The organism is Bradyrhizobium sp. WSM471 (genome assembly GCF_000244915.1).
GTDB lineage: Bacteria > Pseudomonadota > Alphaproteobacteria > Rhizobiales > Xanthobacteraceae > Bradyrhizobium.
Map to the genome: position 1 here is coordinate 3,851,747 of NZ_CM001442.1, position 24,620 is coordinate 3,876,366.

Below are 24,620 nucleotides of genomic sequence, written 5' to 3' on the forward strand. Positions count from 1 at the left end.
CCTTGTCCGAGGCGGGAGAAGAGGTGGGTTACGCCGTGCGGACTGCGCTTTGCGCAGCCGCAGAGCTAACCCACCCTGCGACTTCTTACTTCTTCACCAGCGGGCACTCGCTGTCCTTGAGCGGCTTGGCCGCGTCTTCCGCCGCGATCGTGGCGATCTGCTTGTAGTAGTCCCACGGTCCCTTCGATTCTTCCGGCTTCTTCACCTCGAACAGATAGGCCGGGATGAGGCGGCGCCCGTCCGCGCGCAACGGGCCCTTGCCGAACAGCGGATCGTCGGTCGGAAGCTCCTTCATTTTGGCGACGACCTTGGCACCGTCATGCGGGTTGCCGCCGAGCGCGTCCATCGCCTTGAGATAATGCAGCACCATCGCGTAATTGCCGGCCTGCGTCATGGAGGGCATCGCATTCTTGTTGGCCAGCGCCGAGAAGCGCTTCGACCAGGCGCGGGTCTGGTCGTTCATGTCCCAGTAGAAGGATTCCGTGAAGGTCAGCCCCTGGGCGGTCTTCAGACCCAGAGAATGCACGTCATTGATGAACAGCAGCAGCGCCGCAAGCTTCTGCCCACCCTGTACAATGCCGAACTCCGCGGCCTGCTTGATCGCGTTGGTGGTGTCGCCGCCGGCGTTGGCGAGACCGACGATCTTCGCTTTCGACGACTGGGCCTGCAGCAGGAAGGAGGAGAAGTCGGCCGTGTTGAGCGGATGCTTGACGCCTCCGAGCACCTTGCCGCCGTTGGCGGTGACGACGGCGCTGGTATCGCGCTCCAACGCATGTCCGAACGCGTAGTCGGCGGTGAGGAAGAACCAGCTGTCGCCGCCGGCCTTGGTCAACGCCTTGCCGGTACCGTTGGCGAGCATGTAGGTGTCGTAGGTATAGGAGATCGTGTTCGGTGTGCAGGCCTTACCCGTGAGATCCGCGGTGGCGGCGCCCGAATTGAGCAGGACCGCATTCTTCTCCTTGACGAGGTTGCTCACCGCGAGCGCCACGCCGGAGCTCGGCGTGTCCGCGATCGCATCGACCTTGTCGTTGTCGATCCACTGACGGGCAATGTTGACGCCGACGTCGGGCTTGTTCTGATGGTCGCCGCTGATGACGTCGATCTTCCAACCCTTCTTGAGCAGGCCGGAATCCTCGACCGCCATCTTGATCGCGACCACGGAGTTCGGGCCGCCGATGTCGGCATAGAGGCTGGACATGTCGTTGAGCACGCCGATCTTGACGGTCTTGTCCTGGGCGAAGGCGGATGTGGCAAAACCGAAGGCGGCACAGGCCAGAAGGGCCGCAGAGCGGCGCGCGAACGTCGTCGTCATAAAAGGTTTCCTCCATTGTCAAACATGCGGACGGCTCTCTTGAATGGGCCTTGTTCCGGCTGATGGCTCTACCGTGTCCCACGGCCGGCGGCAATGCGCCTAAAGCCGGATGAAGCTGCGTCGTAGCGTCATCCATCGGTTAACTTTTGGGCAAAATGCGTCGAGACGCTATTTCAGCGCGTCCGACGTCAGCTTGAATTTCTGGATCCGCTTACCGGTGTCGACCTCGGCGGTATAGACGTTACCCTTGGCGTCGATCGCCATGGCATGCACCCAATGGAATTGTCCGGCATTGCGGCCGTTGTGCCCGAAGCTGCCGACCACGCTGCCGTCGTCTCGCCTGACCACCCTGATTTCGTTGTTCTCGCCGTCGGCGCTGAGCAGCCAGGTCTGCTTCGGATCGGGCCAGATCGCGATGTCCCACACCGCGCCGTTGCCGAGCGTGTTCTTCTCGAAGAAGAATTCCTTCACGAAGGTGCCGTCCGTCTTGAACACCTGGATGCGGTTGTTGATGCGGTCGCAGACGTAGACGAGCCCGTCATTGGCGAGCTTCACGCAGTGGACCGGATTGCCGAACTGCTGGGACACCGGCGCCTTGGGATCGTACGCCGCCAGCTTGGTGTCGTCGGGCTTGTTGCCGTAGGCGCCCCAGTGCCGCTTGTAGGCAAGCGTGGTTGCGTCGAACACGATGACGCGGCGGTTGCCGTAGCCGTCGGCGACGTAGATTTCGTTGGCGGCCTTGTCGATCGCGGTCTCGGCGGGCTTGCCGAGCTGCGTCGTGTCGTTGCTGCCGAGGCTCGGCGCGATCTTGCCGATCTGGGCGACGAACTTGCCGTCGAGCGTGAATTTCAGGATGGCGTTGTCATTGTCGGCATTGCCGCCGACCCAGACGAAGCCGCGCTCGTCGACCTCGATGCCGTGCTCGCGGCCGACCCATTCATAGCCTTCGCCCGCGCCACCCCACGATCGCAGCAGATTGCCGTCGCTGTCGAATTCGAGCACCGGCGGTGCCGAGACGCAGCATTTCGAACGCGGCGGAGTGAGGCTCGCGCCTTTCTCGTCGTCGGTGAGGGAGCGGGGCCGATGGATCACCCAGATGTGGCCCTGCCAGTCGACGGTAATGCCGCCGACCTGGCCGAGGATCCAGTTGTTCGGCAACGGCTTTGGCCAGGACGCATCGACTGCGAAGGTCGGGATATCGCCGGCGGTCGCCGCGCCCGGAAGTGCAAACGCCACGGCCGCGATCAGGACAGAGAGGACGCGAGAGACATCTGCGAGCGCACGCTTAAAGCCTGCGCGATTCCGCCATGGTGCCATGGCAACCTCCCTTTATTGGCTTGCGGCTTGCTGCCGCTTGAGCGCGGGCAGTCAATCGCGGGGAGGCCGTCAAGTCAATCAGGCCGGCGAGCGGAAGCTCATCAGGCTGCGGGTCTTGTAGTCGTAGAACTTGCCGGTCTCGGTCCAGTCCGGCGCGCACATCGGCACGATGAATTCGGCGACCTGTTCGGCGGTATCGAGCGTCGCCGGATCCTCGCCCGGCATCAGCGTGGCACGCATGCGGGTGCGGACCGGGCCGGGATTGAACAAATTGACGCGCAGCTTCGTATTCGCTGTCTCCTGCGCCCAGGCGCGCGCCAGCGTTTCCAGCGCCGCCTTGGAGGCGGCGTAGGGACTGACATAGGCGGTGGCCTTGTTGGCAGCGCCGGAAGTGACGAACACCGCGCGGCCGGCGTCGGACTGCTTCAGCAACGGCTCCATGCAGCGGATCAGCTGGAAGTTTGCGGACACGTTGACCGCCATCACGTCGGTGAAGGCCTTCAGCTCGATATGGCCGATCGGCGAAGAGGGGCCGAGCACGCCGGCATTGCCGACGAGGATGTCGAGCTTGCCGTAACGCTCATGCAGGCCGGCACCCAGCCGCGCGATGCCGTCGGAATCGGTGAGATTGAGGGGCACCAGCGTGGCGCTGCCGCCGTACTTCCGGATCTCGTCGTCGAGCTCTTCCAGCCCGCCCTGCGTACGCGCCACGGCGACGATATGCGCGCCGGCCTTGGCCAGCGCCTTGGCCGTGGCGAAGCCGATGCCGCGCGAGGCGCCGGTGACGAGAGCGATGCGGTTGGCGAGGGGATTTGTCATGGCGGGGTTTTACAGGCGTGGATGGTCGGGACAAGCCCGGCCATGACGGAATTTTCGACCTCGGGTTTTAGTTGCCGCCGCCCGACTGCATGTTGTCGCTGTTGCTTGCGTTTCCCGATCCGTCGGGTGTTACCTTCATGCCCTGCCTGAAGGCGAAGACAATGAAGCCGACCAACAGCCCTCCGCAGAGAATGGCGATGATCGGCTGCATCGTCGTGACCTCGCCTTAGCTCGCCTCCGCCAGCAACGACAATTGCCGCGGCTGCTGCTCGGTCTGGGTCTGGTCGGTGAGATGGGTCGGATAGGCCCCGGTGAAGCAATGATCGGAGAATTTCGGATTGGCGGGGTCGCGGCCCGGCTCGCCCATGGCGCGGTACATGCCGTCGATGGACAGGAAGGCGAGCGAGTCGGCGCCGATGATCTCGCGCATCTCTTCCAGCGAATGCGTCGCCGCAAGAAGACCGCCGCGGTCCGGCAGGTCGATGCCGTAATAGTCGGGATAGAGGATCGGCGGCGAGGCGAGGCGGAAATGCACTTCCTTGGCGCCTGCATCGCGCATCATGCGCACGATCTTCTTCGAGGTGGTGCCGCGCACCAGCGAATCGTCGATCAGGATGATGCGCTTGCCTTCGATCGCGGCGCGGTTGGCCGAATGCTTCATGCGCACGCCGGATTCGCGGATCGCCTGCGTCGGCTGGATGAAGGTGCGGCCGACATAATGATTGCGGATGATGCCGAGCTCGAACGGGATGCCGGAATGCTGGCTGTAGCCGACTGCGGCGGGCACGCCGGAATCCGGCACCGGCACCACGACGTCGACCGGCACGTGGCTCTCGCGCGCGAGCTGCGCACCGAAGGCCTTGCGCACCTCGTAGACCGAGCGGCCGTGGACGATGGAATCCGGACGGGAGAAGTAGATGTATTCGAAGATGCAGGGACGCGGCGCGATCGGCGGGAACGGCTTGTGAATGTCCTGCCCGTTCTCGTCGAACACGATGACCTCGCCGGGCTCGATGTCGCGAACGAAGCGCGCGCCGATGATGTCGAGGGCGCAGGTCTCGGAGGTCAGGATCGGGCAGCCGTCGAGCTCGCCGAGCACCAGCGGACGGATGCCGCGCGGATCGCGCGCGCCGACCAGCTTCTTGTTGGTCAGCGACACCAGCGCATAGGCGCCCTCGATCTCGCGCAGCGCGTCGATATAGCGTTCGATGAAGCGGCTGCGCCTGGAGCGCGCGACCAAATGCAGGATCACCTCGGTGTCGGTGGTCGACTGCATCATCGCGCCGTTCTTCACGAGCTCGCGGCGCAGCGTCAGGCCGTTGGTGAGGTTGCCGTTGTGGGCGACCGCAAGGCCGCCGGCATTCAGTTCGGCGAACAGCGGCTGCACGTTGCGCAGGATGGTCGCGCCGGTGGTGGAATAGCGGACATGGCCGACTGCCATTGTGCCGGGCAGGCGGTCGATCACCTCGCGGCGGGAGAAGGTGTCGCCGACGAGGCCGAGGCGGCGTTCGGAATGAAAGCGGCCGCCGTCATAGGAGACGATGCCGGCGGCTTCCTGGCCACGGTGCTGAAGGGCGTGAAGGCCGAGCGCCGTGATGGCGGCGGCATCGGGGTGGCCGTAGATGCCGAAGACGCCGCATTCCTCGCGCAGCGTATCCCCCTCCAGATCGTCTTGAAGTTCCAGCGCGGCCGGGCCGAGATCAAGTAGGGCGTCCTGGTCAGGATTTCGCATCTCGTCCGAGCCTCTCGTTACGGCTTAATCAACGCGCCGCGGGTTTCTCGATCAGCTTTTTAAGGCTGTCACGAGCCGGTTTGCTGTATCCGTCGCCACTGCCCGAAGGCTGCTGCTCGGAATCAGTTTGCTCTTCATCTGGTTTGTTTTTCTTGAATCTCTTCAAGATGGTGTTCTCGGGGTCATCAGGCAAGAGGGCCATCAGCCAATCCCCGGTTCCCTGCAGCACCACGCGGGATTTGGCCCCTGTGACCCAGTCCGGGCGCTGCTTGTCCGGCACCAGCCAGGTGAAGAACAGGAAGGCGACCACGACGATCAAAAGCCCGCGCGCCAGCCCGAACAGAAAGCCGAGGGTGCGGTCCAGCGCGCCAATGCGCGAATCCAGGATCATGTCGGAGATCCGCACCGTGATCACGGAGACCACGACCAGGGTGCCCACGAACACGCCGGCGACCACGACCACGCTCGCGACGGTATCGTTGTTGAAATAGGTCTTTGCGGTCGGCAGCAGCTTCGAGAATGAATAAAGGGTGACGATCGCCGCCGTGCCCCAGGCCGCGATCGACAGGATTTCGCGCATGAAGCCGCGAACCATGGCGAGCAGGCCCGAAATCAGCATCACACCGAGCAGGATCAGGTCGAGGATGGTTACTGGCATCGGCTGGTCTGGTCCGCTCGTACTTCAAGGTGCTCAGCGAATCGGTGCTTGGCCGCCGCCCTAAGTGAGGGCCAGACGACGTTCCCGGCAAGGCCGCAACCACGCAATCCCATGCTGCTTTTGTGACGGCTGTATAGCGGCGGGGGCGGGGGACGTCACCACCGGCTAACCCTCTCCACGGCGGAATCTTGCCGGTGTGGCATTTTTCTCTGCCGGCGCGCTCTGCTCGCCCCGCCGGGAGCCGCGCGCGGCGATCTCGGCGACCAGTGTCGTCAGGCTGTTGATCGCGTTCAGCGACAGGCCGGCATCGCCGGCGGCTTCGCCCCGGGCCGATTCGGGCAGCACGGCACGCTGGAAGCCGAGTTTTGCCGCTTCTTTCAGCCGGGCCGGGGTCTGCGCCACCGGGCGCACCACGCCGGACAGCGAGATCTCGCCGAAATAGACCGCATCGGTGGGTAACTGCGCATTAACCAGGGAAGACACCAGCGCCGCCGCGGCGGCCAGATCAGCCGCGGGCTCGTGGATGCGCAGGCCGCCGGCGACGTTCAGATAGACGTCGTGGCCGGACAGCTTGACCCCGCAATGGGCTTCCAGCACCGCCAGCACCATCGAAAGCCGGCTCGGATCCCAACCGACCACGGCCCGTCGCGGGGTGCCGAGCGAGGTCGGCGCCACCAGCGCCTGCAATTCGACCAGAACGGGCCTTGTGCCTTCGATGCCCGCGAAGACTGCGGTGCCGGGCGTGCCGAGATCGCGCTCCGACAAAAACAGCTCGGAGGGATTGGTGACTTCGCGCAGGCCAAGCCCGGTCATCTCGAACACGCCGATCTCGTCGGTCGGCCCGAAACGATTCTTCACGGCACGCAGGATGCGGAATTGCTGCGAGCCTTCGCCCTCGAACGACAGCACCGCATCGACCATGTGCTCGACCACGCGAGGGCCTGCGATCTGGCCGTCCTTGGTGACATGGCCGACCAGGATGATGGCCGCGCCGGTCCTTTTGGCAAAACGGATCAGGGCCTGCGCCGAGGCGCGCACCTGCGTCACGGTGCCGGGCGCCGATTCCACCGTGTCGGTCCACATGGTCTGGATCGAATCGATCACGATCAGCCGGGGCACCGCGCCTTCGGACAGCGTCGAGACGATGTCTTCCACCGACGTTTCGGCTGCGAGCTGCACCGGCGCGTCCGACAGCCCGAGCCGTTCGGCGCGCAACCGAACCTGTGCGACCGCCTCTTCGCCGGAGATATAGACGACGCGGTGCCCGGCGCGCGCGAGCAGGCTTGTGGCCTGCGTCAGCAGCGTCGACTTGCCGATGCCGGGATCGCCGCCGACCAGAAGCACCGAGCCGCGGACAAAGCCGCCGCCGGTCACGCGATCGAGCTCGGTCATGCCCGAGGACAGGCGCGGGGCGTCCTGGGCTTTTCCGGACAGGCTCTCCAGCGCGAACGTCCGCCCCTTGCGCTTGGAGCGGATCGACACCGGCACGCTGCCGGTCGTGTCCTCCTCCGCGAGCGTATTCCACTCGCCGCAGGACTCGCACTTGCCCTGCCAGCGGTTATAGGCCGCGCCGCAGTTCTGGCAGACGAAGGAAAGTGTGTTCTTGGCCATGAGGACAGCGAGCGCCCGGGGACAGCGAGTCGAGGGTTTCAGGTTTGCTGATAGCACGGAATGACGGGTCAAGAGAGTGAGTCCGGGCGCGCCTCGAATATCGCAATTCGGTACGCCGGATACACCCTTTGTTAGCTGTATGCCGCCGCAACAGGCCGGACTTTGCCAAATGTTAGCGGACGCGGGTCCAGCTTCGGAACCAATACGGGATGGCGAAACGAATGACGGGACTTTTGCGGATATTGCTTGCTGTGGGGGTCGTCTGCGGCTTTCTCATGCCGCCTGGCGCTAGTGCGGCCGACGCGAAGCGTCTCAACGTCGTCTTCGTCAACCCGGGCAAGACCGGCGAGGTCTATTGGGACATGGTTTCGCTGACCATGCAGGCCGCCGGCCGCAAGCTCGGCGCGCATGTCGAGGTGCTGACCAGCGAGCGCAATTACCGCACCATGCAGGAGCTCGGGTTCGGCGTGGTGGCACGCAGCGACAAGCCCGACTTCCTCATTCTCTCGAATGAGGAATCCGCAGCCGTCCCGATCATGGAGGCGGCCGAGGCCGCCGGGGTCAGGACGCTGCTGCTCTCGAACACCCTGATCGGCGACGATGCGGCGCGTCTTGGACCGCCGCGCCAAAAACTCAAGACCTGGCTTGGCGACATCACGACGGATCTTCAGACCGCGGGCGCGCGGATGGCCAATGCCCTGATCGGCGCGGCGCGCGCCGAGAAATGGCAGAGCCCGGACGGCAAGATCCACATTCTCGGCATCGGTGGCGACGAAATCACGCCGGCCTCGATCGCGCGCAACGCGGGTCTCAAGCTCGCGGTGGATGCCGCGCCAGACGTCGTGGTGGATCGGATGCTGTTCGCCAACTGGACGCAGTCGGAGGCCGAGCATGTCACCACGAATTATCTGAGCTGGGCCGCGCGCAAGGAGATCCGGCCTGCGGGCATATGGGCCGGAAACGATCCGATGGCGCTCGGCGCGCTTCGCGCGGTGAGCGCTGCCGGCCTCACGCCCGGGCGGAACATCCAGCTGGTCGGCCTCAATTGGTCGGAGGATGCGCTGCGCGAGATCAAGGCGGGCCGTCTGCTCCTGACCGACGGCGGGCATTTCCTGCTCGGCGGCTGGTCGATCGTTCTCTTGCGCGATTACGCCGACGGCTGCGATTTCGCGGCCGTATCACCCCGCGTCGAGGTCAAGACCTCCGCGATCACGCGCGACAACCTCGCTGCGGTCGGCGACCTCATCACGACGCGCGCCTTCGACCGGATCGATTTCGCGCGGTTCAAGGCCAAAACAGGGCACTGCGGCCAGTACGACTTCTCCGTCGATGCGCTCATCTCGTCGCTGACCCCTGTGGAAGGCGCTGCCGACTGATGCGAAACGGTGACGATATGACCGGTCCGGATCGCAGGCAGCAGGTGGCGCCGCCGCGCTTGCGCTCGGTCGTCCGCGCAATGATCTGGGCCACCGTACCTGTTCTGTTGCTGGTACAATTGCTCGCCTCCGCCGGCGTCGAGGCCTCGAGCTTCTGGTCGCAGATCAGGCAGCTCGACGCCCGCATTGCCCGCGTCGCCGAGAGCCGCGCCGAGCTGATCGCCGAACCGCTCTGGAAGATGCGTTACGACCAGGTCACGAGCGTGCTCAACGAGATCATGCACGACGAGAGCATCGCCGCGGCGGCCGTTTACGACGATACCGGTATCGCGATTGCCCGCGTGATGGCGCGTCCGGCGGGGCAGGCGGTCGCGGAGGTCTCGCGTCCGATCAACTACAGCAACGGCAACATGGCCGTGCAGGCCGGCCGCATCGCGATCGTATATTCGCATGCGGCGCTCTACGCAGACGCAGGCAGCCGGCTGGTGCTGCTGCTGGTCGTCGGCCTGTTGGGAACGTTTGCGACTCTGATCGCCATGCGGATCTCCGCCAACATCTTCATCGGAAGGCCGCTGGCGGCAATGATGTCCGCGATCCAGCGCAGCAAGCAGGACGGCCGCGCCTATCCTGCGGAAGTCAAATCCTCGAACGAGTTCGGTCAGCTCGCGCACGCCTTCAACGCCATGCAGCACACGACGTCTGGTGCGCTCGACCGGCTCGGCCACATGGCCGCACACGATCCGCTCACGGGGCTGCCCAATCGCCGCTCGCTATCCGAGCACCTCGCGACCCTCAGCCACGATGCCGGCTCGCCGGATGCGCTGATCGCGCTCTGCTTCATCGATCTCGACGACTTCAAGGGCATCAACGACACCTTTGGCCATGATTCCGGCGACAAGTTCCTGGTGCACATTTCCGCGCGCCTTCGTGGTGCGGTCGAACCGCAAGATTGGGTGGCGCGGCTCGGCGGCGATGAATTCGTCGTCATCCGGCCCGAGGTCAGCAACGAGGAGAGCGCGCAGAGGTTTGCGCGCCACTTGCTGGATGCGATTTCCGAACCGATCCGGCTTCACGACAAGCAGGTCGTGCCGCGTGCCAGCATCGGCCTTGCCGTGCGCCGTGCCGGAGATCCCGAGCTTTCGCATCTGCCGGCGCTCGCCGACATCGCGCTCTACCATGCCAAGACCAAGGCGCCCGGCACGGTCGCGGTGCTCGATGAAGCGCTTCAGCGCGACTATCGCCGCCGCCGCGATCTCGAACTTGCCATTCCCACGGGCTTCGACGAGAGGCAATTCGAGGTCTGGTATCAAAGCCAGGTCGATCTCGAAAGCCACGACATCGTCGGCCTGGAAGCGCTGATCCGCTGGCGCCATCCGGAACATGGCGTGATCGGTCCGGGCGAATTTCTGCCGCTGATCGAGCGCAGCGGCAACAATGCGCGGCTGACGCGCTATGTGCTCACCGATGCCTGCCGCGCGCTGCAACAACTGGCTGCGGCCGGCAGGCCGCAGATCCGGATCGCGATCAATCTGCCGCCGTCCGAGCTCGCCGACCATTCGTTCGCCGCCGAGTTGCGCGCGACCTGCGGACGCTTCGACGTCGAGGCATCATTGCTGGAGCTCGAGATCACCGAGGGATCGCTGATCAACAACATGGCCAGCGCATCCGAGACACTGCACCGCCTGCGGCGCCTGGGCGCCACCATCGCGCTCGACGATTTCGGCACCGGCTATAGCTCACTCGCCCATCTCAGGCGGTTTCCGCTGGACAAGGTCAAGATCGACAAGGCCTTCATCAGCGAGATCCCCGACAGTGCGGAAGACAAGGCGATTGTGGGCGTCATCGCGTCGCTCGCCGGCACGCTGGGCCTCACTCTGGTGGCCGAAGGCATCGAGCGCGCTGAGCAGGCCCAGGCCATGCGCGAGATGGGCGTGAGGTTCGGCCAGGGCTTTCTCTATCATCGGCCGCAGCCACTCGAGGCCGTGTTGCTATGGCTCGAGGGACGGCCGGCCCACCACAGCCGCGTCATCGAGGATAGCCCGTCGATCGCGCCCGAATTTGCCGTCTGAGCGCAGCGCGGCTAGGGCTGCGCCGCATTCCACAGCATGGAGAGGCCGGCGGCGATCATGATCGCGTCCATCACCACGCGAAACATTTCGGGCTTCAGGCGCAGCACGAAGCGTTTGGCGATGAAGGCGCCGGCCATCAACGAAGATCCAGCGATCAGGCCTTTGACGAACACATCGCCGGTCAGCGCGCCGAACCGTTCGAAGGTCACGGATTTCGCGGCATAGAGCCCGAGCGAAGAAGCCGCTTCGGTGGCGAGGAAGGCGCCCCGGGACAAGCCGTAGAACAGGAATAGCGGGACGCTGAGCGGGCCGGTGGAGACGACGATGCCGGTGAGATAGCCGATGACGGCCCCGCCGATCGCCAGGTGCCAGAGATTGGCCTTGAGATCGTGCCGTGCCAGCCAGTGCCGCACCGGCACCATCGCGATCAGGAAGACGCCGATGGCGAGATCGACGGCGTGCGAGGGCAGGGCCAGCAGCGTCCGCGCGCCGAGCACGGCGGCCGGAATGCCTGTCACCGAATAAGCCGCGCAGGCCCGCCAGTCGACCTCGCGCCACCAGGCCAGGATTCGTGAGAAGTTGGCCATGACGGCGGCCACCGCCATGATCGGCACCGCCTCCTTTGGCCCGTAGGCATAGACCAGCACCGGCATCAGCATGATCGACGAGCCCGTGCCGACGATGCCGGAAATGGTGCCTGCGATGAGGCCGACGATGAGGACGAAGAGAAAAGCCAAAACGGTCTCCACGAATCGGGAGAGTTTAGCCGCGGCCAGCGGCGCGGGCGATCCGCGAGGCGAGGGAACCCTGTCTTGCCGAACGAGAGCCCGGCGTTAACCATCGCCGACGGTTCCAGTCTGAGCGAAATCGCTTCGAAGTTTCTTAAATCTTACTGGGTACCTCTCGTGAGCATAGTGAGCTGGGGGAAGAGTAATGGGTAAGCGGGCCAAGCGCGGAAAGGCGAAGACGTTCGCAATCCCGATGGCCGCGAGAGTTGCAATTGGCGCCGTGGCCGTTGGCGCATTGGGGTACGGTTTGCTGTCCCGGCCGACGAACGTGCAACCGGCACGAAAGCCGTCCGCGCACGAAGCTCAAGCGTCGTCAACTCCGGTTTACGTGGCAACGCCGGTTCATGCATCAGCTCCGGCACCGACTTCGGCTCCGCTTCCGGCCCCGGCGCCTCTGGTCGAACCACCAAAAGCGGCTGACGTTCCGGGAGCATTTGTTCGGCAGGTGGTTGACTACGCCAGCCGTCAGACGCCAGGCACCGTGATCATCGATACCAAGAACACATTCCTCTATTTCGTCCTGAACGACGCGCAAGCGCTGCGCTATGGCATCGGTGTTGGCCGCGAAGGTTTCACATGGTCCGGTGAGCAGACTGTGGCTCGCAAGGCAGAATGGCCCGATTGGCATCCGCCTGTTGAGATGGTCTCGCGTCAGCCTTATCTGCCGCGGTTCATGGCAGGCGGTCCCGGCAACCCGCTTGGCGCTCGGGCGATGTATCTGGGCGACACCGAATATCGAATTCACGGCACCAACAAGCCCGATACGATCGGGAAGCGGGTCTCGTCCGGCTGTATCCGGCTGACCAATGAGGACGTCGTTGACCTCTATGATCGCGTGAAAGTCGGCGCGAAAGTGATCGTGCTTCCGACAACCGTTGCCCGCCGACCACCCCAGGGAGCGCCGGCCGACGCCGCTTTCCGATTACCGGACCCGGCATCGCCGTCGAGCCGGCCCTCGGCAACTCACGCGCAGATGCCGTCACCTGGACCGAAGATCGCCGAGGCCCGGTAACGCGTGCTCGGTTTTCATCCTGCAACTGAGGACAAGGAGGCAATGCAAGGCGCCTACGAGGTCAGCTCCTGGCCCATCGCACCGTTTGCGTGTCGGGCGAAGTGTCTCGACCGGTGAAAACCTGCGTTTCGGGGTATGTGTAACCCATTGATTCGACAGCGGTCGGCTACTGTGCATGGGGTTGTTTTTCGTGTTTTGTCGAGTTGGCGCGGCAAGTCGGTGCTCGCAGCACATGGGGCAACGCCGGCTGCGCGCTGCTGACAGCATGTTGGCAGCAGGGTCCGGCTAGGACCATCTCCTGGCAAACGGAGAGCGGGTCATGCCGATCGAGGCAAGCTGTCATTGCGGTGAGACGGTGTTCGAGGTGACGGAGGCGCCCTCGAGCGTGACCCGTTGCACCTGCTCCCTCTGCGCCAAGCGCGGCGCCTTGTGGGCCTATTACACGCCGGCGCAGTTTCGCCTGCTGTCGCCCGCGGAGAACGTCGCGACCTATCTCTGGGGCAGCCGCACCGTCAAACACCATTTCTGCGCAAGCTGCGGCTGCGGGACCTATTCGGAGTCGCCGGACTGGTCGACCGGCAAGCCCGATTTCGACAATCCGAGGGTCGCCGTCAACGCGCGCCTGTTCGACGAGTTTGATCTCGAGGCCGTGCCGGTGACCATGATCGATGGCAAAAATTTGTGGTGAGCATGCGCTCGCGCGCATGTCTGCTGCTCGTCCGTGCTCTTGAGGCATTCTTGAAAAGCTGATCTGTTTCCGGCCCGACAGAAAAAGGGAGGAAGCCGATGATGCGTCTTTTCGCGCGAGTGATGCTCGCGATGTGGCTGGCCGTTGTAGTCGGCTTCCAGGCGCAGGCGCAGACCAAGCCCAAGGTCACCACGTCAGGACCGGATTTCCCCAAGGCGACGCTGTTCGTCGGCAACAGCTTCTTCTACTACAACAACGGCATGCCCGGACATCTCTCCTTCATGGAGCGGGCTGCGTATCCCGAAAACAAGGCGGCCTATCGCAACACCATGGCGACGATCGGCGGCTCCGGCCTCGATTGGCACGACATGGACAATCTGCTGCGGCCGGGCGGCCTCGGCGCCTATTCGTTCGACGAGCAGAACAACGTCGTCTTCAACAAGCCGGGCAGGCAGTACGACGCCGTCGTGATGATGGATTGCAGCCAGTGCCCCATTCATCCGCAATTGAAGGACGCATTCGCGACCTTCGCCAAGAAGGACAGCGAGATCGTCCGCGCCCACGGCATGCGGCCGGTCCTGTTCATGTCCTGGGCTTACGCCGACAAGCCTGAAATGACCGAAGCGTTGGCCGACGCCTACACGATCGCAGGCAATGCCAATGATGCATTGGTGATCCCCGCAGGCCTTGCCTTTGCGCGTGTGCGCAAGCTGCAGCCGGAGCTCAATCTGTATGCGCCGGACAAGCGGCACCCGAGCCCCGCAGGCACGTATCTGGCGACCTGCGTGACGTTCGCCGCGCTGACCGGCCGCTCGCCGGTCGGCAATTCCTACACGATGGGACTGGATGCGCCGACGGTGGAGCTTCTGCAAAAAACAGCGTGGGACACGGTGCAGGAGTATTACGGGCGTTGACCTAGCGCAGCACGACCCAAGCCGGTGCGTGGTCGCTCGCGCCTTCCTCGCCGCGAACCTTCTTGTCCACGCCGGCTTTTGCCAGGCGTGAAACGAGGGCAGGGCTGAGCAGGAGATGATCGAGCCGCAGGCCCGCATCGCGCGGCCAGCGGTTTCGCTTGTAGTCCCAGAAGGTGTAGATGCGCTGCTCCGGGTGCAGTTCGCGGATCGCGTCACACCAGCCTTGCGCCACCAGCGAGGCAAAGGCCGCACGGCTCTTCGGCTGGATCAAGGCATCCTTGTCCCACGAGCGCGTCGGATAGATGTCGATCTCATCAGGCGCAACGTTGTAGTCGCCGGCGAGCACCACGGGCAGGTCCTGCTTGATCAACGTTTTGGCGTGGCGCTTGAGCCGCGCGAACCAGTCGAGCTTGTAGTCGAATTTCGGTCCCGGCTGCGGATTGCCGTTCGGCAGGTAGATGCTGGTGACGATGACACCGCGTACCGCGGCCTCGATGTAGCGGGCTTCGTGATCGGCAGGCTTTCCCGGCAAGCGATCGCGGGTGAGGATGGGCTCGGCATTGCGGGCCAGAATCGCGACGCCGTTCCAGGTCTTCTGTCCACACCACACGGCGCCGTAACCGGCCTTTTCGATCGCGGCCGCCGGAAATTCGCCATCGCTTGCCTTCAACTCCTGAAGTGCGACGACATCTGGCTTCGCCGTTCGCATCCATGCCAACAGATTGGGCAGGCGGCGATTGATGTTGTTGATGTTGAACGTCGCGATCTTCATGTAGAGCTACCGGCTCCTGACTTCCGTTACCGGAGAAACAATGTCCAAGTTGAGCTTTGCCGCAATTGCCGTCGCCGTTGCGTTCTCCGGGGTCGCCTCGGCACAATCATCCGATCCGCGCGGCGCGTGCAAGGCGGACTATGACAAATTCTGCGCCGGCCTTGCGCCGGGCGGCGGCATCGTCGCCTGCCTCAACGGCAAGCGCGATCAGCTCAGCGCAACCTGCAAGACGGCGCTGGACAGCAGGAAAAAGAAGTAGGCGGCGAGCCGCTCAGCCCGGCAGCGGCGGCGGGCTTGCGGGCTGCTCGATCGGTGGCGGAGCAGGCGGCTGCTGCTCGACCGCCTGCGCGGGAGCCGGCTTGGCCAGCGGCTCCACCACATTCCCGCCCTTGTAGATGCGGGCGTAGCGGCGACCGAGGCTGGTCAGTACCTCGTAGCCGATCGTTCCGAAATGATGCGCGAGCTCGTCGACGGTGATGCCCTCGCCGAGTAGCGTCACCATGTGGCCGCGCCGCGCCGCGTTCGGCGGCAGATCGGTGATGTCGATCGCGATCAGGTCCATCGAAACGCGGCCGGCGACGGGGCAGCGCTTGCCGGCGACGATGACCTCGGCGCCTCGGGTGCCGTCATTGGAGCTTGCGGCGCGGAAATAGCCGTCGGCATAACCGACCGCGATGATCGCGAGTTTCGTCGGCCGCCGGGCGGTCCAGGTGCCGCCATAGCCGACGCTCTCGCCGCGCTCGACACTGCGGATCTGCACGATGCGGGCCTTCAGGTCGACCACCGGCTGCATCGGATTGTCGGCCTCCGGCGTCGGGTTGACGCCGTAGAGCGCGGCGCCCGGCCGCACCATGTCGAACTGGAAGGGTGCGCCGAGGAAGACGCCGGACGAATTGGCGAGCGCCGCCGGCACGCCGGAGAATTCGCTGGCGATGCCGCGGAAGGCCGCGAGTTGCTTGGCGTTCACCGGGCTGTTGAGCTGCTCGGCCGAAACCAGATGGCTCATCACCAGGGTGATGCCGTGATCGCCGGCGTTGATGCGGGGAATGATGGCCTGCGCTTCCGCAAGCGTCAGGCCGAGCCGGTTCATGCCGGTGTCGATGTGGATGGCGGCGCCACCGGTCCAGCCGGTGCGGCGACAGAACACGTCCCATTCGGCAAGCTCGTTGAGATCGCCGATCACGGGGCGGCAGTTGATGTGGGCGTAGTGCTCGCCCGTGTTCTGGAAATAGCCCCCGAGCACGTAGATCGCAGGCTCCGGCACCGCCGCGCGCACCTTGCGCGCTTCCTCGATGGTGGCGACGAAGAAGGTCTTGCAGCCGGCCTTGTTCAGGGCACGGGCGACCTGCTCGGCGCCGCAGCCATAGGCGTCGGCCTTGATCACCGCCGAACATTCGGCCGGCACCGCCGTCTTCTCGAGCTTGCGCCAATTGGCGATGATGGCATCGAGATCGACGGTGAGCACGCCGCCGAAGGTTGCGAGCGCGGCAGCCTGATTGGCGTCCGCGGAGAGAAGGCCGGATTGCGGGATCATTTTCGGGTCGGACGCCATTGTCATGGCGCCGTTTTACGCAAGAGGCCGGTCGGGTTCAACCCAGGGAACTCAGTAGTCGTTGCCGCTGCGGTCCGGCACCTGGCTGTCCGGCGCAAGATCGCCGAACCGTGTGATCGACGCTTCGAAGGCCACATCGACGGTGCCGGTCGGGCCGTGGCGCTGCTTGCCGATGATGACTTCGGCCTTGCCATGCGCAAGATCCATGTCCAAGCGCCATTTTTCGTGCTCCGGTGTGCCCGGGCGCGGCTCCTTGTTTCCGAGGTAATATTCCTCGCGGTAGACGAACAGCACGACGTCGGCGTCCTGCTCGATCGAGCCCGATTCGCGCAAGTCCGAGAGCTGCGGTCGCTTGTCGTCGCGCGACTCGACCTGGCGCGAGAGCTGCGAGAGCGCAATCACGGGCACGCTCAGTTCCTTGGCGAGCGCCTTCAGACTGGTCGTGATCTCGGTGATTTCCTGCACGCGGTTTTCGCTCCGCTTGCCCGAACCCGACAAGAGCTGGATGTAGTCGATGACGATGAGGTCGAGGCCCTTCTGCCGCTTCAGCCGGCGGGCGCGCGCCATAAGCTGCGCGATCGAGAGACCGCCGGTCTCGTCGACATAGAAGGGCAGCGACTGCAGCTCGATCGAGACCTCGCGGATCTTCTCGAAATCGGCCTCCGAGATGCCGCCGCGGCGGATCGAGGAGGAGGGAATGCCGGTGCGCTCGGCCACGATACGCGTGGCGAGCTGGTCGGCCGACATTTCGCAGGAGAAGAAGCCGATGACGCCGCCATGGGCGGCCTTCATGGTGCCGTCGGCCTGGAGTTCACCGACATAGGCCCGGGCGACGTTGTAGGCGATGTTGGTCGCGAGCGACGTCTTGCCCATGCCGGGGCGGCCGGCGACGATGATGAGGTCGGAGTGCTGCAATCCGCCCATCTTGGTGTCGAGGTCGCGCAGGCCGGTCGAGATGCCCGACAGCTTTCCGTCGCGCTGGAACGCTTTCGCGGCCAGATCGACCGCAAGCGTCAGCGCCTGCGAGAATTTCTGGAAGCCTCCGTCATAGCGGCCGGATTCGGCGAGTTCGTAGAGGCGGCGCTCGGCGTCCTCGATCTGCGCCCGCGGCGCGAAGTCGACCGGGGCGTCATAGGCGACATTGACCATGTCCTCGCCGATGCCGATGAGGTCGCGTCGCAATGCGAGATCGTAGATGGTCCGCCCATAATCCTGCGCATTGATGATGGTGGTCGCTTCGGCGGCGAGGCGCGCCAGATATTGCCCGATGGTCATGCCGCCGATATCGGTGTCGGCGGGCAGGAAGGTCTTCAGCGTGACGGGCGTCGCGATCTTGCCCATCCGGATCAGGCTCGAGGCGGTCTCGAAGATGGTCTGGTGCAGCGGCTCGAAATAATGCTTCGGCTCCAGGAAGTCGGAGACGCGGTAAAACGCGTCGTTGTTGACCAGGATCGCGCCCAGAAGGCTCTGTTCCGCTTCAATATTATGCGGCGCGCTCCGATAGGCGGGAGTTCCGGCTTCGGGCGCGAGTTTGAGAACGTTCGAATCAGTCAGGGCCATGGTCGAGCGATAGCAATTTTCTGGGGCGGATGCGGGGCCGGGATAAAGCGCCGCCTCTGGCCAAAGCGGAAGCGAAAGCTCGCCGCTATCAACCGATCATTAAAATGGTGGATGATTGTTCGCCGCAGCCCGCGCCGCGCTTGACGGATTTTCGTGGAACCAGGTCGCGGCCTGGAAGCGGCCGCTGCCGCGCCACGGAAAACGCCGGATGAAGTGAACCTGATGGGTTGCCGGGCAGACCTATCGAGACGCGCGCGAATGACGCACGGCTAGGCGCTTTTGGCTCGGTTCAGACCAACAGGAGGTAAACCAGCGCAACCAGGGCCGCCCCGACGCCGGTAGCGATCAGGGCGTAATCGGTGCGGAGGTCGTCCTGCACGTCGAATGAGGTTTTGGTCTCGTTGCTCATGGCGACGGTCTAAGCCAGGGCCGACGAGACTTATGTGAAGCAGATCACATCTCCCCGGATTCTTTCGGGGGGCCAGCCGGAACAGGCTAGCGGGCGGGGGGTTGTCTCCCGATCTGCCACCAAGGAACGAGGCAAGCGATGCGGCCAGAACGGCAGCCTCGGAATTGGCGAAGCGAAGCAGGCAGTCGACTTTGGCTGTCGGGGCTGATCGCGGCCATGGAGCAAGCTGAACGGCCGGAAGTGCGTCGGGAACCGGTCGCCCCCGAAATCCTGAAGGCGTTGCGGATGCAATTGGCCTTAACGGCCTCTTACCCTTCCGCTCCGGTTTCGACCCTGCGCCACTAGGCCTTATTCACCAGCCAACTTCAGTCTCGGCGTTGCGCCGGCTTCGACGGCCCGCAGCCGGGCTTCTTCACGCGCGATGTAGTTGCGCGTCATCGGCACGACGCCCTGACGGCGGGTGAGTTGAATCTGGAAGTTCATCATATCCTGCTTCCGGAACGTCATCTCGCTGGCTGCCAGATAAAATTCCCACATCAGCGCGAAGCGCTCGTCATACAGCTGCACGGCTTCTTCGCGTCGCGCCATGAAGCGCTCGCGCCATGCCTTCAGCGTTTCGGCGTAATGCAGGCGCAGAATCTCGATGTCGCAGACCAGCAGGCCCGCGCGCTCGATCGCCGGCAGCACCTCCGAGAGTGCGGGGATGTAGCCGCCGGGAAAGATGTATTTGGCGATCCAGGGATTGGTGGAGTCCGGGCCCTGCGAACGGCCGATCGAGTGCAGCAACATGACGCCGTCCTGATCCAGCAGCTCGGCGCAGCGCCGGAAGTAGGTGTCGTAGAAGCGGGCGCCGACATGCTCCAACATGCCGACTGAGATGACGCGGTCGAACGGACCGGCGATGTCGCGATAGTCCTGAAGCAGGAATTTGGCCGATCCGGTCAGGCCCTTTTCGGCTGCGCGCGCATTGGCGATCTGCAATTGCTCGGTCGACAACGTGATGCCGGTGACGTCAGCACCTGCGATCTCGGCGAGATAGAGCCCAAGTCCGCCCCAGCCCGAGCCGATGTCGAGGACGCGCTGGCCGCTCTTGACGAGCAGCTTTGCGGCAACGTGCCGTTTCTTGGCGAGCTGTGCATCGTCGAGCGTGCTCTCCGGCGTCTCGAAATAGGCGCAGCTGTATTGCTTGTCGGCGTCGAGGAAGAGCGAATAGAGCCTTGCATCGAGATCGTAATGGTGTGCGACGTTGCTACGGGATCGCGGGCGCGGATTGAACTGCTTCAGGTGCCGCACCAGATAGCGCAGGTGCCACCAGGGTTTTGCCCAGTGCGGCAATAGGTCGGGTTGATCGAGCAGGATCGCGAGGGCATCAGCTATGGTGCCGTGCTCAACGACGAACTCGCCGTCCATGTAGGCCTCGCCAAGCCCGAGCTCGGGATTGACGAGGATCTTCCGCTCTGCGTCCGCGGTGACGAAGCGGACTGCGACCGGTTCGCCCGAGCCGTCGCCGACGGTGAACTTCGAGCCCTTCGCCGTGGTCACCGTCATCGACCCGCGGCGGATGAATTGAGACAGGAATTGACGCAACAATCGATCCATCGGCACCCATCCTCTCGAGCGAACCCGAAGAGATGCGACTAACCCGGCCTTTCACACCCTACGCCCGGGCATCTCAGCGGTTCCTATGCGTTTGCATCTAGATCTAAGGAGGTGGCCCGGGCCCGCTATTGCGCTGTGCTCAAAGCGGATATTCCAAAACCGCTTAATCACATCCTTGCGCGCGCAGCCTGCTTCCATTCGCGGCTCAATCGGATAAAAGGTGACCCGCCGCGGCGCCGCCTGCCGGCTGCACCTCTCGGAATTCAATGGAGATGATGGGAATGTCGAGCCGAGCGCTCAGCCTCGCGACGATCTTGCTTCTGATCGGCTTCGGCGCGACCGATACCGTTCTCGCGCAGGCGACGAACCTCGAGGCCGGCAAGGCCCCATCCCAGCTTTTCGCGCAGACCTGCAATGCATGTCACAAGAGCCCGCGCGGCCTGTTGAAGACGGTGGCGCCGGGCTCGCTGCCAGGCTTTCTGCGTCAGCATTATACGACCAGCCCCGACATGGCCGGCGTGCTTGCCTCGTACCTCGTCTCCAACGGGGCCACCGACACCCGCTACCAGGCGAAGGACGGCCATAAGGACGGCAAGGACAGGAAGGACGGCGCCAAGGACAAGGAAGCCAATACCAGTCCCGCGCAGTCCCCTGAACATCAGGGCCGCCGGCAACGTTCCCAGGAATCCGCCAAGCCGGAAGGCGAGGGTGCCGCTCCCGCGGCCGAGGGCGCGCGTCAGAAGCGCGCCGCGCGGCCGGCCGAAGAAGGAACGAAGGAAGGCGCGAAGCCCGAGGGCCAGGCCGCACCCGAAGGGCGCAAGGCCAAGCGTCTCGGCAAGCGCGGCAAGCCCGGAAGTGATGAGGCGCCGAAGGTCGATGCCGCGGCGCCGACAGCAGACGACAAGAAGAGCGAGCCGAAGGTCGAGTCCAAGCCCGAAATAAAGCCCGAGACAAAACCCGAGACTGCGAAGGTGGATTCCGGCGAGGCAAAATCCGACGGCAGCAAATCTGAAGGCGGTAAGCCGTCCGAGAAGCCCGCCGAGGCCAAGCCGGAAAGCGCCAAGGTGGAGCCGCGCGGCAGCGAAGCTCCGACGTTGCGGCCCGATCCGGTGCCGCAGGTAACGCCGGCCGCACCGTCCGCCGCGAAGCCTCCCGAGCCAGCTGCGCCCAAGGCGGCGGAAGAGGCTGCTCCCAAGCCCGCCGCGAGGTCCGAACCGCCAGCGAAGTCGCAGGATCCGGCGCCGCCCGCGACCGCTGCGGCCCCGCCGGCGCCTGCCGAATCGTCCGGTCCGCCGGCGCCGCCGATTTCGCGATAAGCGACCACATTTTTTAGTCACGCGAAGGCCGCGCTCTGGCGCGGCTTTCGTCGTCTTGGAATACAAGCTCAATCTTGTTGTCGCCCGCGGCCGGCGAGAAGCCGATTTGCCGGGCGAGGGTGATCAAGCCGGGGCGTCAGGTCTCCGTGGTCGCAGCCGACGTTTTCTGCGTCGGCGACGGCGTCGAGAAGCATACGGCAACGGCGCTCGCCTCGATCGCGATGCTGAGCGAGGACGTTGCCGCTAAAACGAAAAGCCCGGCCGCCTGAGGCGACCGGGCTGCGAAAGCCTGCGCGAGCGCGAGGCTTACTTCTCGGTCTCTTCCGCAGCCGGCGCCGGCTCGGCGTCGTCCTGCAGGGCTTCCGGGTCGAAGAACTCGCCGGCGGCTGCGATCGCTTCGGCCGCAGCATCCCGGTCTTCGTTCCGGCTCGAAATGTCCTCGCCGCGGTTGATGCGCTCGGCCTCGTCCTGGCTGCGCGCCACGGTGACGCTGATCTCGACCTCGACCTCGGGGTGGATGGCGACCGTGATGGTGTGCTTGCCGATGGTCTTGATCGGCGCGTCGAGCTGAACCTGCGGGCGCGACAGCGAAACACCGTCGGCTTCGAACGCCACGACGATGTCGCGCACGTTGACCGAGCCGAACAGTTGGCCGGCCTCCGAAGCTTGACGGATCACGATGATGTTCTTGCCCTGGATCTTCTCGGCGACCTTCGACGCCTCGCCCTTGGACTCAAGGTTGCGAGCCTCGAGCTCGGCCTTCATGCCGTCGTACTTGGCACGGTTGTCGGCGGTGGCGCGCAGCGCCTTGCCGCGCTTGAGCAGGAAATTGCGGGCATAGCCGTCGCGAACCTTCACGACTTCGCCCATGTGACCGAGCTTGTTGACGCGTTCCAGCAAAATAACTTCCATATTCGTTCTCCTTTGATGTGTTGAGTGAGTTGGAATTTCGAACGTGAACTTTCGGACTTGAACTCAAGAGGTCGGCAGTGGCGGCGGCTGGCGCGTACGAAGGAAGCGTTCGCGGAGGCCGAACACGGCATCGGCGAGGCCGAGGATCACCATCGCGATGACGGGCCATCCGAACACGACCACCACGGCGTAGGTCGAGCCGAGCCAGAAGGTGCGGCTCTTCAGCGCCAGCGTCAGCGTATGCAGCACGGCAAAGCCGGTCAGCGCATATCCCATCATCAGCGCAGCCGTCGCAATTTGCGCCGCGATCGCAAGCAGTCCGCCGGTGAAGCAGAACGCCAGCGCGATGCAGAGCGCCACGAGCGTCATCGGCGGCAGCTCCGCCGTCATCAGGTCCGGCCAGGGGCGCCGCAGCCGGCCCGACGTCGCTGTGACCTTGGTGCTGAGCCAGAGGTTGAGGGTCAGCGTCATCATCGCAACGATGGTGGCACCGGCCGGCAAGATACGCACCAATGCGCCGACGAATTGGTCGGTCTCGCCGGAGCTCTGCGGGTCGGCGGCGCGGAGGAGGCGCATCAAGCCACGGCGCAGCGTGCCGGTGATGGTCTCGGCGTCGGTGCCGATCGTGAGCAGCGCGGCGATCGTGGTCAGTGTGGCGAAGCCCGCGATCCACAGCAGGATGCGGCCGACCGGATACCATTCGAGCGCAGGCTCGGTGGGCGGCTCGGCGGCGGCCTGCGGCGCGGTGGGGCCGACCTGCCGGCTCAGCAGGACGAGATGGCCGAGCCACCAGGCCGGCAATGCGACGGTGACGGCGAAGGCGATGCAGTAGGGCAGGCCGAACAGCGCGCCGAGGCCAACCGCGGCGGCGATGCCGCCGAGGCTCGCGCAAAGCGGTCCCCAGCCGATCGAAGCGACCATCAGCGGCAGCGGTGCGAGATAGAACAGGACGAGCGAGATCAGCGCGCCCGAAATGATCGAGGCGAACATCAGGGCCGACGCGGCGCCGGCGATCAGGGCTATCAGTCCAAAAGCCATCATCAGCTGTCCCGCTCCCTTCGAGCGGTTAGAGGCATCTCGCCCCAACCATCGGCGACCGGACGACCCGGAAGCCTTATGAGAAACTAGGTGGTACGGCCGGCGGCGATGTCGCCGCCGGCCGAATTCGTCTTAGCGAATGACGTAGGGCAGCAGGCCCAGGAACCGCGCGCGCTTGATGGCGCGGGCAAGCTCACGCTGCTTCTTCGCGGACACCGCGGTGATGCGGCTCGGCACGATCTTGCCGCGCTCGGAGACGTAACGCATCAGCAGCTTGGAGTCCTTGTAGTCGATCTTCGGAGCATTCGCGCCCGTGAACGGGCAGCTCTTGCGACGACGGAAAAACGGGCGGCGTGCACCAGCTTCAGCCATTGTTCTTACTCCCCATCCGTCGTGGTGGTGGTGGTTTCAGCGTCTTCGCGCGGACGGCGCGGACCGCGGTCACCGCGGAAGCCGCCACCTTCACGATCGCCACCACGGAAACCACCTTCGCGATCACCACGGAAGCCACCGCCTTCGCGATCGCCGCGGAAGCCACCGCCACGGTCGTCACGCTCGCGGTCACGGTCGGCCTTGCGCATCATCGCGGACGGGCCTTCCTCGAGCTCCTCGACGCGGACGCTGAGGTAGCGGATCACGTCTTCGCTGATGCGCTCCTGGCGCTCGATCTCGGCGATCGCCGCGGACGGCGCGTCGATGTTGAGCAGCACGAAATGCGCCTTGCGATTCTTGTTCATGCGGTAGGTGAGGGAGCGTACGCCCCAATTCTCGGTCTTGGTGACCTTGCCGCCGAGACCCTCGACGATGCCGGTCATCTGCGCAGTCAGCTCTTCGACCTGCTGCGTGCTCGCGTCTTGGCGCGCGAGAAAAACATGCTCATAGAGAGCCATGGAAGTCCTTTCCTCATGTTGGCGCATCGCCCGGCGTCAAGCCCTTAAGAGGCCTTCGGAAAGGACTCTGGGATGAAGCTCAGAAGGCGGAAACACGGGACGACGGGCCGACTGGCCCTGCCACACCAAAATCACGAATGATTTGCTGAGACCGTCCGTTCAGCTCCCGGCCGGGGTCTGCGGATGGGCGCGTTATACGGATTTCGGCCGACTTGGCAAGGTTGCAGGCGCCGTTTTCGGCGCGGGGGTCCCGATACGGGCGGGTGGATCCCCCGC

23 protein-coding genes and 1 pseudogene are annotated in these 24,620 nt (G+C 64.6%); 8 read left to right on the forward strand and 16 right to left on the reverse strand.

Annotation, left to right across the window (positions count from 1 at the left end; translation table 11 throughout):
• Positions 1-85 precede the first annotated feature (85 nt).
• The 7 genes from BRA471DRAFT_RS16935 to radA form a co-directional block, all read right to left on the reverse strand.
• Positions 86-1,312: an ABC transporter substrate-binding protein gene (locus BRA471DRAFT_RS16935; protein WP_007609280.1), complete on the reverse strand. Its 1,227-nt coding sequence runs from the start codon at positions 1,310-1,312 to the stop codon at positions 86-88.
• A 168-nt stretch (positions 1,313-1,480) separates the two neighbouring features.
• The gene (locus tag BRA471DRAFT_RS16940) at positions 1,481-2,629 is read right to left on the reverse strand and encodes a hypothetical protein (protein ID WP_007609282.1); all 1,149 of its coding nucleotides are present in this window, start codon (positions 2,627-2,629) and stop codon (positions 1,481-1,483) included.
• 78 nt (positions 2,630-2,707) lie between these two features.
• A complete protein-coding gene (locus tag BRA471DRAFT_RS16945) occupies positions 2,708-3,448 on the reverse strand; it encodes an SDR family NAD(P)-dependent oxidoreductase (RefSeq protein WP_007609286.1) in 741 nt (246 codons plus the stop codon).
• A gap of 67 nt (positions 3,449-3,515) precedes the next feature.
• On the reverse strand, positions 3,516-3,659 hold the full coding sequence (locus tag BRA471DRAFT_RS38890; RefSeq protein ID WP_007609287.1) for a hypothetical protein: 144 nt from the start codon (positions 3,657-3,659) through the stop codon (positions 3,516-3,518).
• Between the two features lie 15 nt (positions 3,660-3,674).
• Positions 3,675-5,180 (reverse strand): amidophosphoribosyltransferase, encoded by a 1,506-nt coding sequence (purF, locus tag BRA471DRAFT_RS16950; RefSeq protein WP_007609288.1) that lies wholly within the window; start codon positions 5,178-5,180, stop codon positions 3,675-3,677.
• A 28-nt stretch (positions 5,181-5,208) separates the two neighbouring features.
• Positions 5,209-5,838, reverse strand: a complete 630-nt coding sequence (locus BRA471DRAFT_RS16955) for a CvpA family protein (RefSeq protein WP_007592055.1) — start codon at positions 5,836-5,838, stop codon at positions 5,209-5,211.
• A 165-nt stretch (positions 5,839-6,003) separates the two neighbouring features.
• Positions 6,004-7,449: a DNA repair protein RadA gene (gene radA / locus BRA471DRAFT_RS16960; RefSeq protein WP_007609289.1), complete on the reverse strand. Its 1,446-nt coding sequence runs from the start codon at positions 7,447-7,449 to the stop codon at positions 6,004-6,006.
• 221 nt (positions 7,450-7,670) lie between these two features.
• Between radA and BRA471DRAFT_RS16965 the strand changes: the two genes are divergently transcribed.
• A complete protein-coding gene (locus BRA471DRAFT_RS16965; protein WP_007609291.1) occupies positions 7,671-8,825 on the forward strand; it encodes an ABC transporter substrate-binding protein in 1,155 nt (384 codons plus the stop codon).
• On the forward strand, positions 8,825-10,894 hold the full coding sequence (locus BRA471DRAFT_RS16970) for a bifunctional diguanylate cyclase/phosphodiesterase (RefSeq protein WP_007609292.1): 2,070 nt from the start codon (positions 8,825-8,827) through the stop codon (positions 10,892-10,894). Before BRA471DRAFT_RS16965 ends, BRA471DRAFT_RS16970 begins: the two co-directional genes overlap by 1 nt.
• Positions 10,895-10,905: 11 nt before the next feature.
• On the opposite strand, the gene BRA471DRAFT_RS16975 is transcribed toward BRA471DRAFT_RS16970, so the two are convergent.
• Positions 10,906-11,631 (reverse strand): sulfite exporter TauE/SafE family protein, encoded by a 726-nt coding sequence (locus BRA471DRAFT_RS16975; protein WP_007609293.1) that lies wholly within the window; start codon positions 11,629-11,631, stop codon positions 10,906-10,908.
• A 196-nt stretch (positions 11,632-11,827) separates the two neighbouring features.
• Between BRA471DRAFT_RS16975 and BRA471DRAFT_RS16980 the strand changes: the two genes are divergently transcribed.
• The 3 genes from BRA471DRAFT_RS16980 to BRA471DRAFT_RS16990 all read left to right on the forward strand — a co-directional run bounded on the left by BRA471DRAFT_RS16980 (position 11,828) and on the right by BRA471DRAFT_RS16990 (position 14,296).
• Positions 11,828-12,694: a L,D-transpeptidase gene (locus tag BRA471DRAFT_RS16980; protein WP_007609294.1), complete on the forward strand. Its 867-nt coding sequence runs from the start codon at positions 11,828-11,830 to the stop codon at positions 12,692-12,694.
• A gap of 319 nt (positions 12,695-13,013) precedes the next feature.
• Positions 13,014-13,382: a GFA family protein gene (locus tag BRA471DRAFT_RS16985; protein WP_007609295.1), complete on the forward strand. Its 369-nt coding sequence runs from the start codon at positions 13,014-13,016 to the stop codon at positions 13,380-13,382.
• Positions 13,383-13,480: 98 nt separating this feature from the next.
• Positions 13,481-14,296, forward strand: coding sequence for a hypothetical protein (locus BRA471DRAFT_RS16990; protein WP_007609298.1), 816 nt, complete (start codon positions 13,481-13,483; stop codon positions 14,294-14,296).
• Position 14,297: 1 nt separating this feature from the next.
• Here the strand turns inward: BRA471DRAFT_RS16990 and BRA471DRAFT_RS16995 are convergent, their stop codons facing one another.
• A complete protein-coding gene (locus BRA471DRAFT_RS16995) occupies positions 14,298-15,068 on the reverse strand; it encodes an exodeoxyribonuclease III (protein WP_007609306.1) in 771 nt (256 codons plus the stop codon).
• A 40-nt stretch (positions 15,069-15,108) separates the two neighbouring features.
• Here BRA471DRAFT_RS16995 and BRA471DRAFT_RS17000 point away from each other — a divergent pair, with 40 nt between their 5' ends.
• Entirely contained in the window at positions 15,109-15,327 is a 219-nt protein-coding gene (locus BRA471DRAFT_RS17000) for a hypothetical protein (RefSeq protein ID WP_007609307.1), read from the forward strand.
• Between the two features lie 12 nt (positions 15,328-15,339).
• Here the strand turns inward: BRA471DRAFT_RS17000 and alr are convergent, their stop codons facing one another.
• The 3 genes from alr to BRA471DRAFT_RS17020 form a co-directional block, all read right to left on the reverse strand.
• Positions 15,340-16,620 (reverse strand): alanine racemase, encoded by a 1,281-nt coding sequence (alr, locus tag BRA471DRAFT_RS17005; protein WP_007609309.1) that lies wholly within the window; start codon positions 16,618-16,620, stop codon positions 15,340-15,342.
• Between the two features lie 51 nt (positions 16,621-16,671).
• Positions 16,672-18,180: a replicative DNA helicase gene (locus BRA471DRAFT_RS17010; protein ID WP_007592031.1), complete on the reverse strand. Its 1,509-nt coding sequence runs from the start codon at positions 18,178-18,180 to the stop codon at positions 16,672-16,674.
• Positions 18,181-18,937: 757 nt separating this feature from the next.
• On the reverse strand, positions 18,938-20,188 hold the full coding sequence (locus tag BRA471DRAFT_RS17020) for a cyclopropane-fatty-acyl-phospholipid synthase family protein (RefSeq protein WP_007609313.1): 1,251 nt from the start codon (positions 20,186-20,188) through the stop codon (positions 18,938-18,940).
• A gap of 281 nt (positions 20,189-20,469) precedes the next feature.
• Here BRA471DRAFT_RS17020 and BRA471DRAFT_RS17025 point away from each other — a divergent pair, with 281 nt between their 5' ends.
• Positions 20,470-21,504, forward strand: coding sequence for a hypothetical protein (locus tag BRA471DRAFT_RS17025; protein WP_007609315.1), 1,035 nt, complete (start codon positions 20,470-20,472; stop codon positions 21,502-21,504).
• A 55-nt stretch (positions 21,505-21,559) separates the two neighbouring features.
• Positions 21,560-21,773 (forward strand): annotated as a pseudogene (locus BRA471DRAFT_RS17030) (PaaI family thioesterase); the annotation flags it as partial.
• 37 nt (positions 21,774-21,810) lie between these two features.
• On the opposite strand, the gene rplI reads toward BRA471DRAFT_RS17030, so the two are convergent.
• The 4 genes from rplI to rpsF form a co-directional block, all read right to left on the reverse strand.
• Positions 21,811-22,416, reverse strand: coding sequence for a 50S ribosomal protein L9 (gene rplI, locus BRA471DRAFT_RS17035; protein ID WP_007609316.1), 606 nt, complete (start codon positions 22,414-22,416; stop codon positions 21,811-21,813).
• 63 nt (positions 22,417-22,479) lie between these two features.
• The gene (locus BRA471DRAFT_RS17040; RefSeq protein ID WP_007609317.1) at positions 22,480-23,457 is read right to left on the reverse strand and encodes a hypothetical protein; all 978 of its coding nucleotides are present in this window, start codon (positions 23,455-23,457) and stop codon (positions 22,480-22,482) included.
• Between the two features lie 129 nt (positions 23,458-23,586).
• Entirely contained in the window at positions 23,587-23,826 is a 240-nt protein-coding gene (rpsR, locus tag BRA471DRAFT_RS17045; RefSeq protein WP_007592020.1) for a 30S ribosomal protein S18, read from the reverse strand.
• A 5-nt stretch (positions 23,827-23,831) separates the two neighbouring features.
• A complete protein-coding gene (gene rpsF, locus BRA471DRAFT_RS17050) occupies positions 23,832-24,344 on the reverse strand; it encodes a 30S ribosomal protein S6 (RefSeq protein ID WP_007609318.1) in 513 nt (170 codons plus the stop codon).
• Positions 24,345-24,620: the final 276 nt, after the last annotated feature.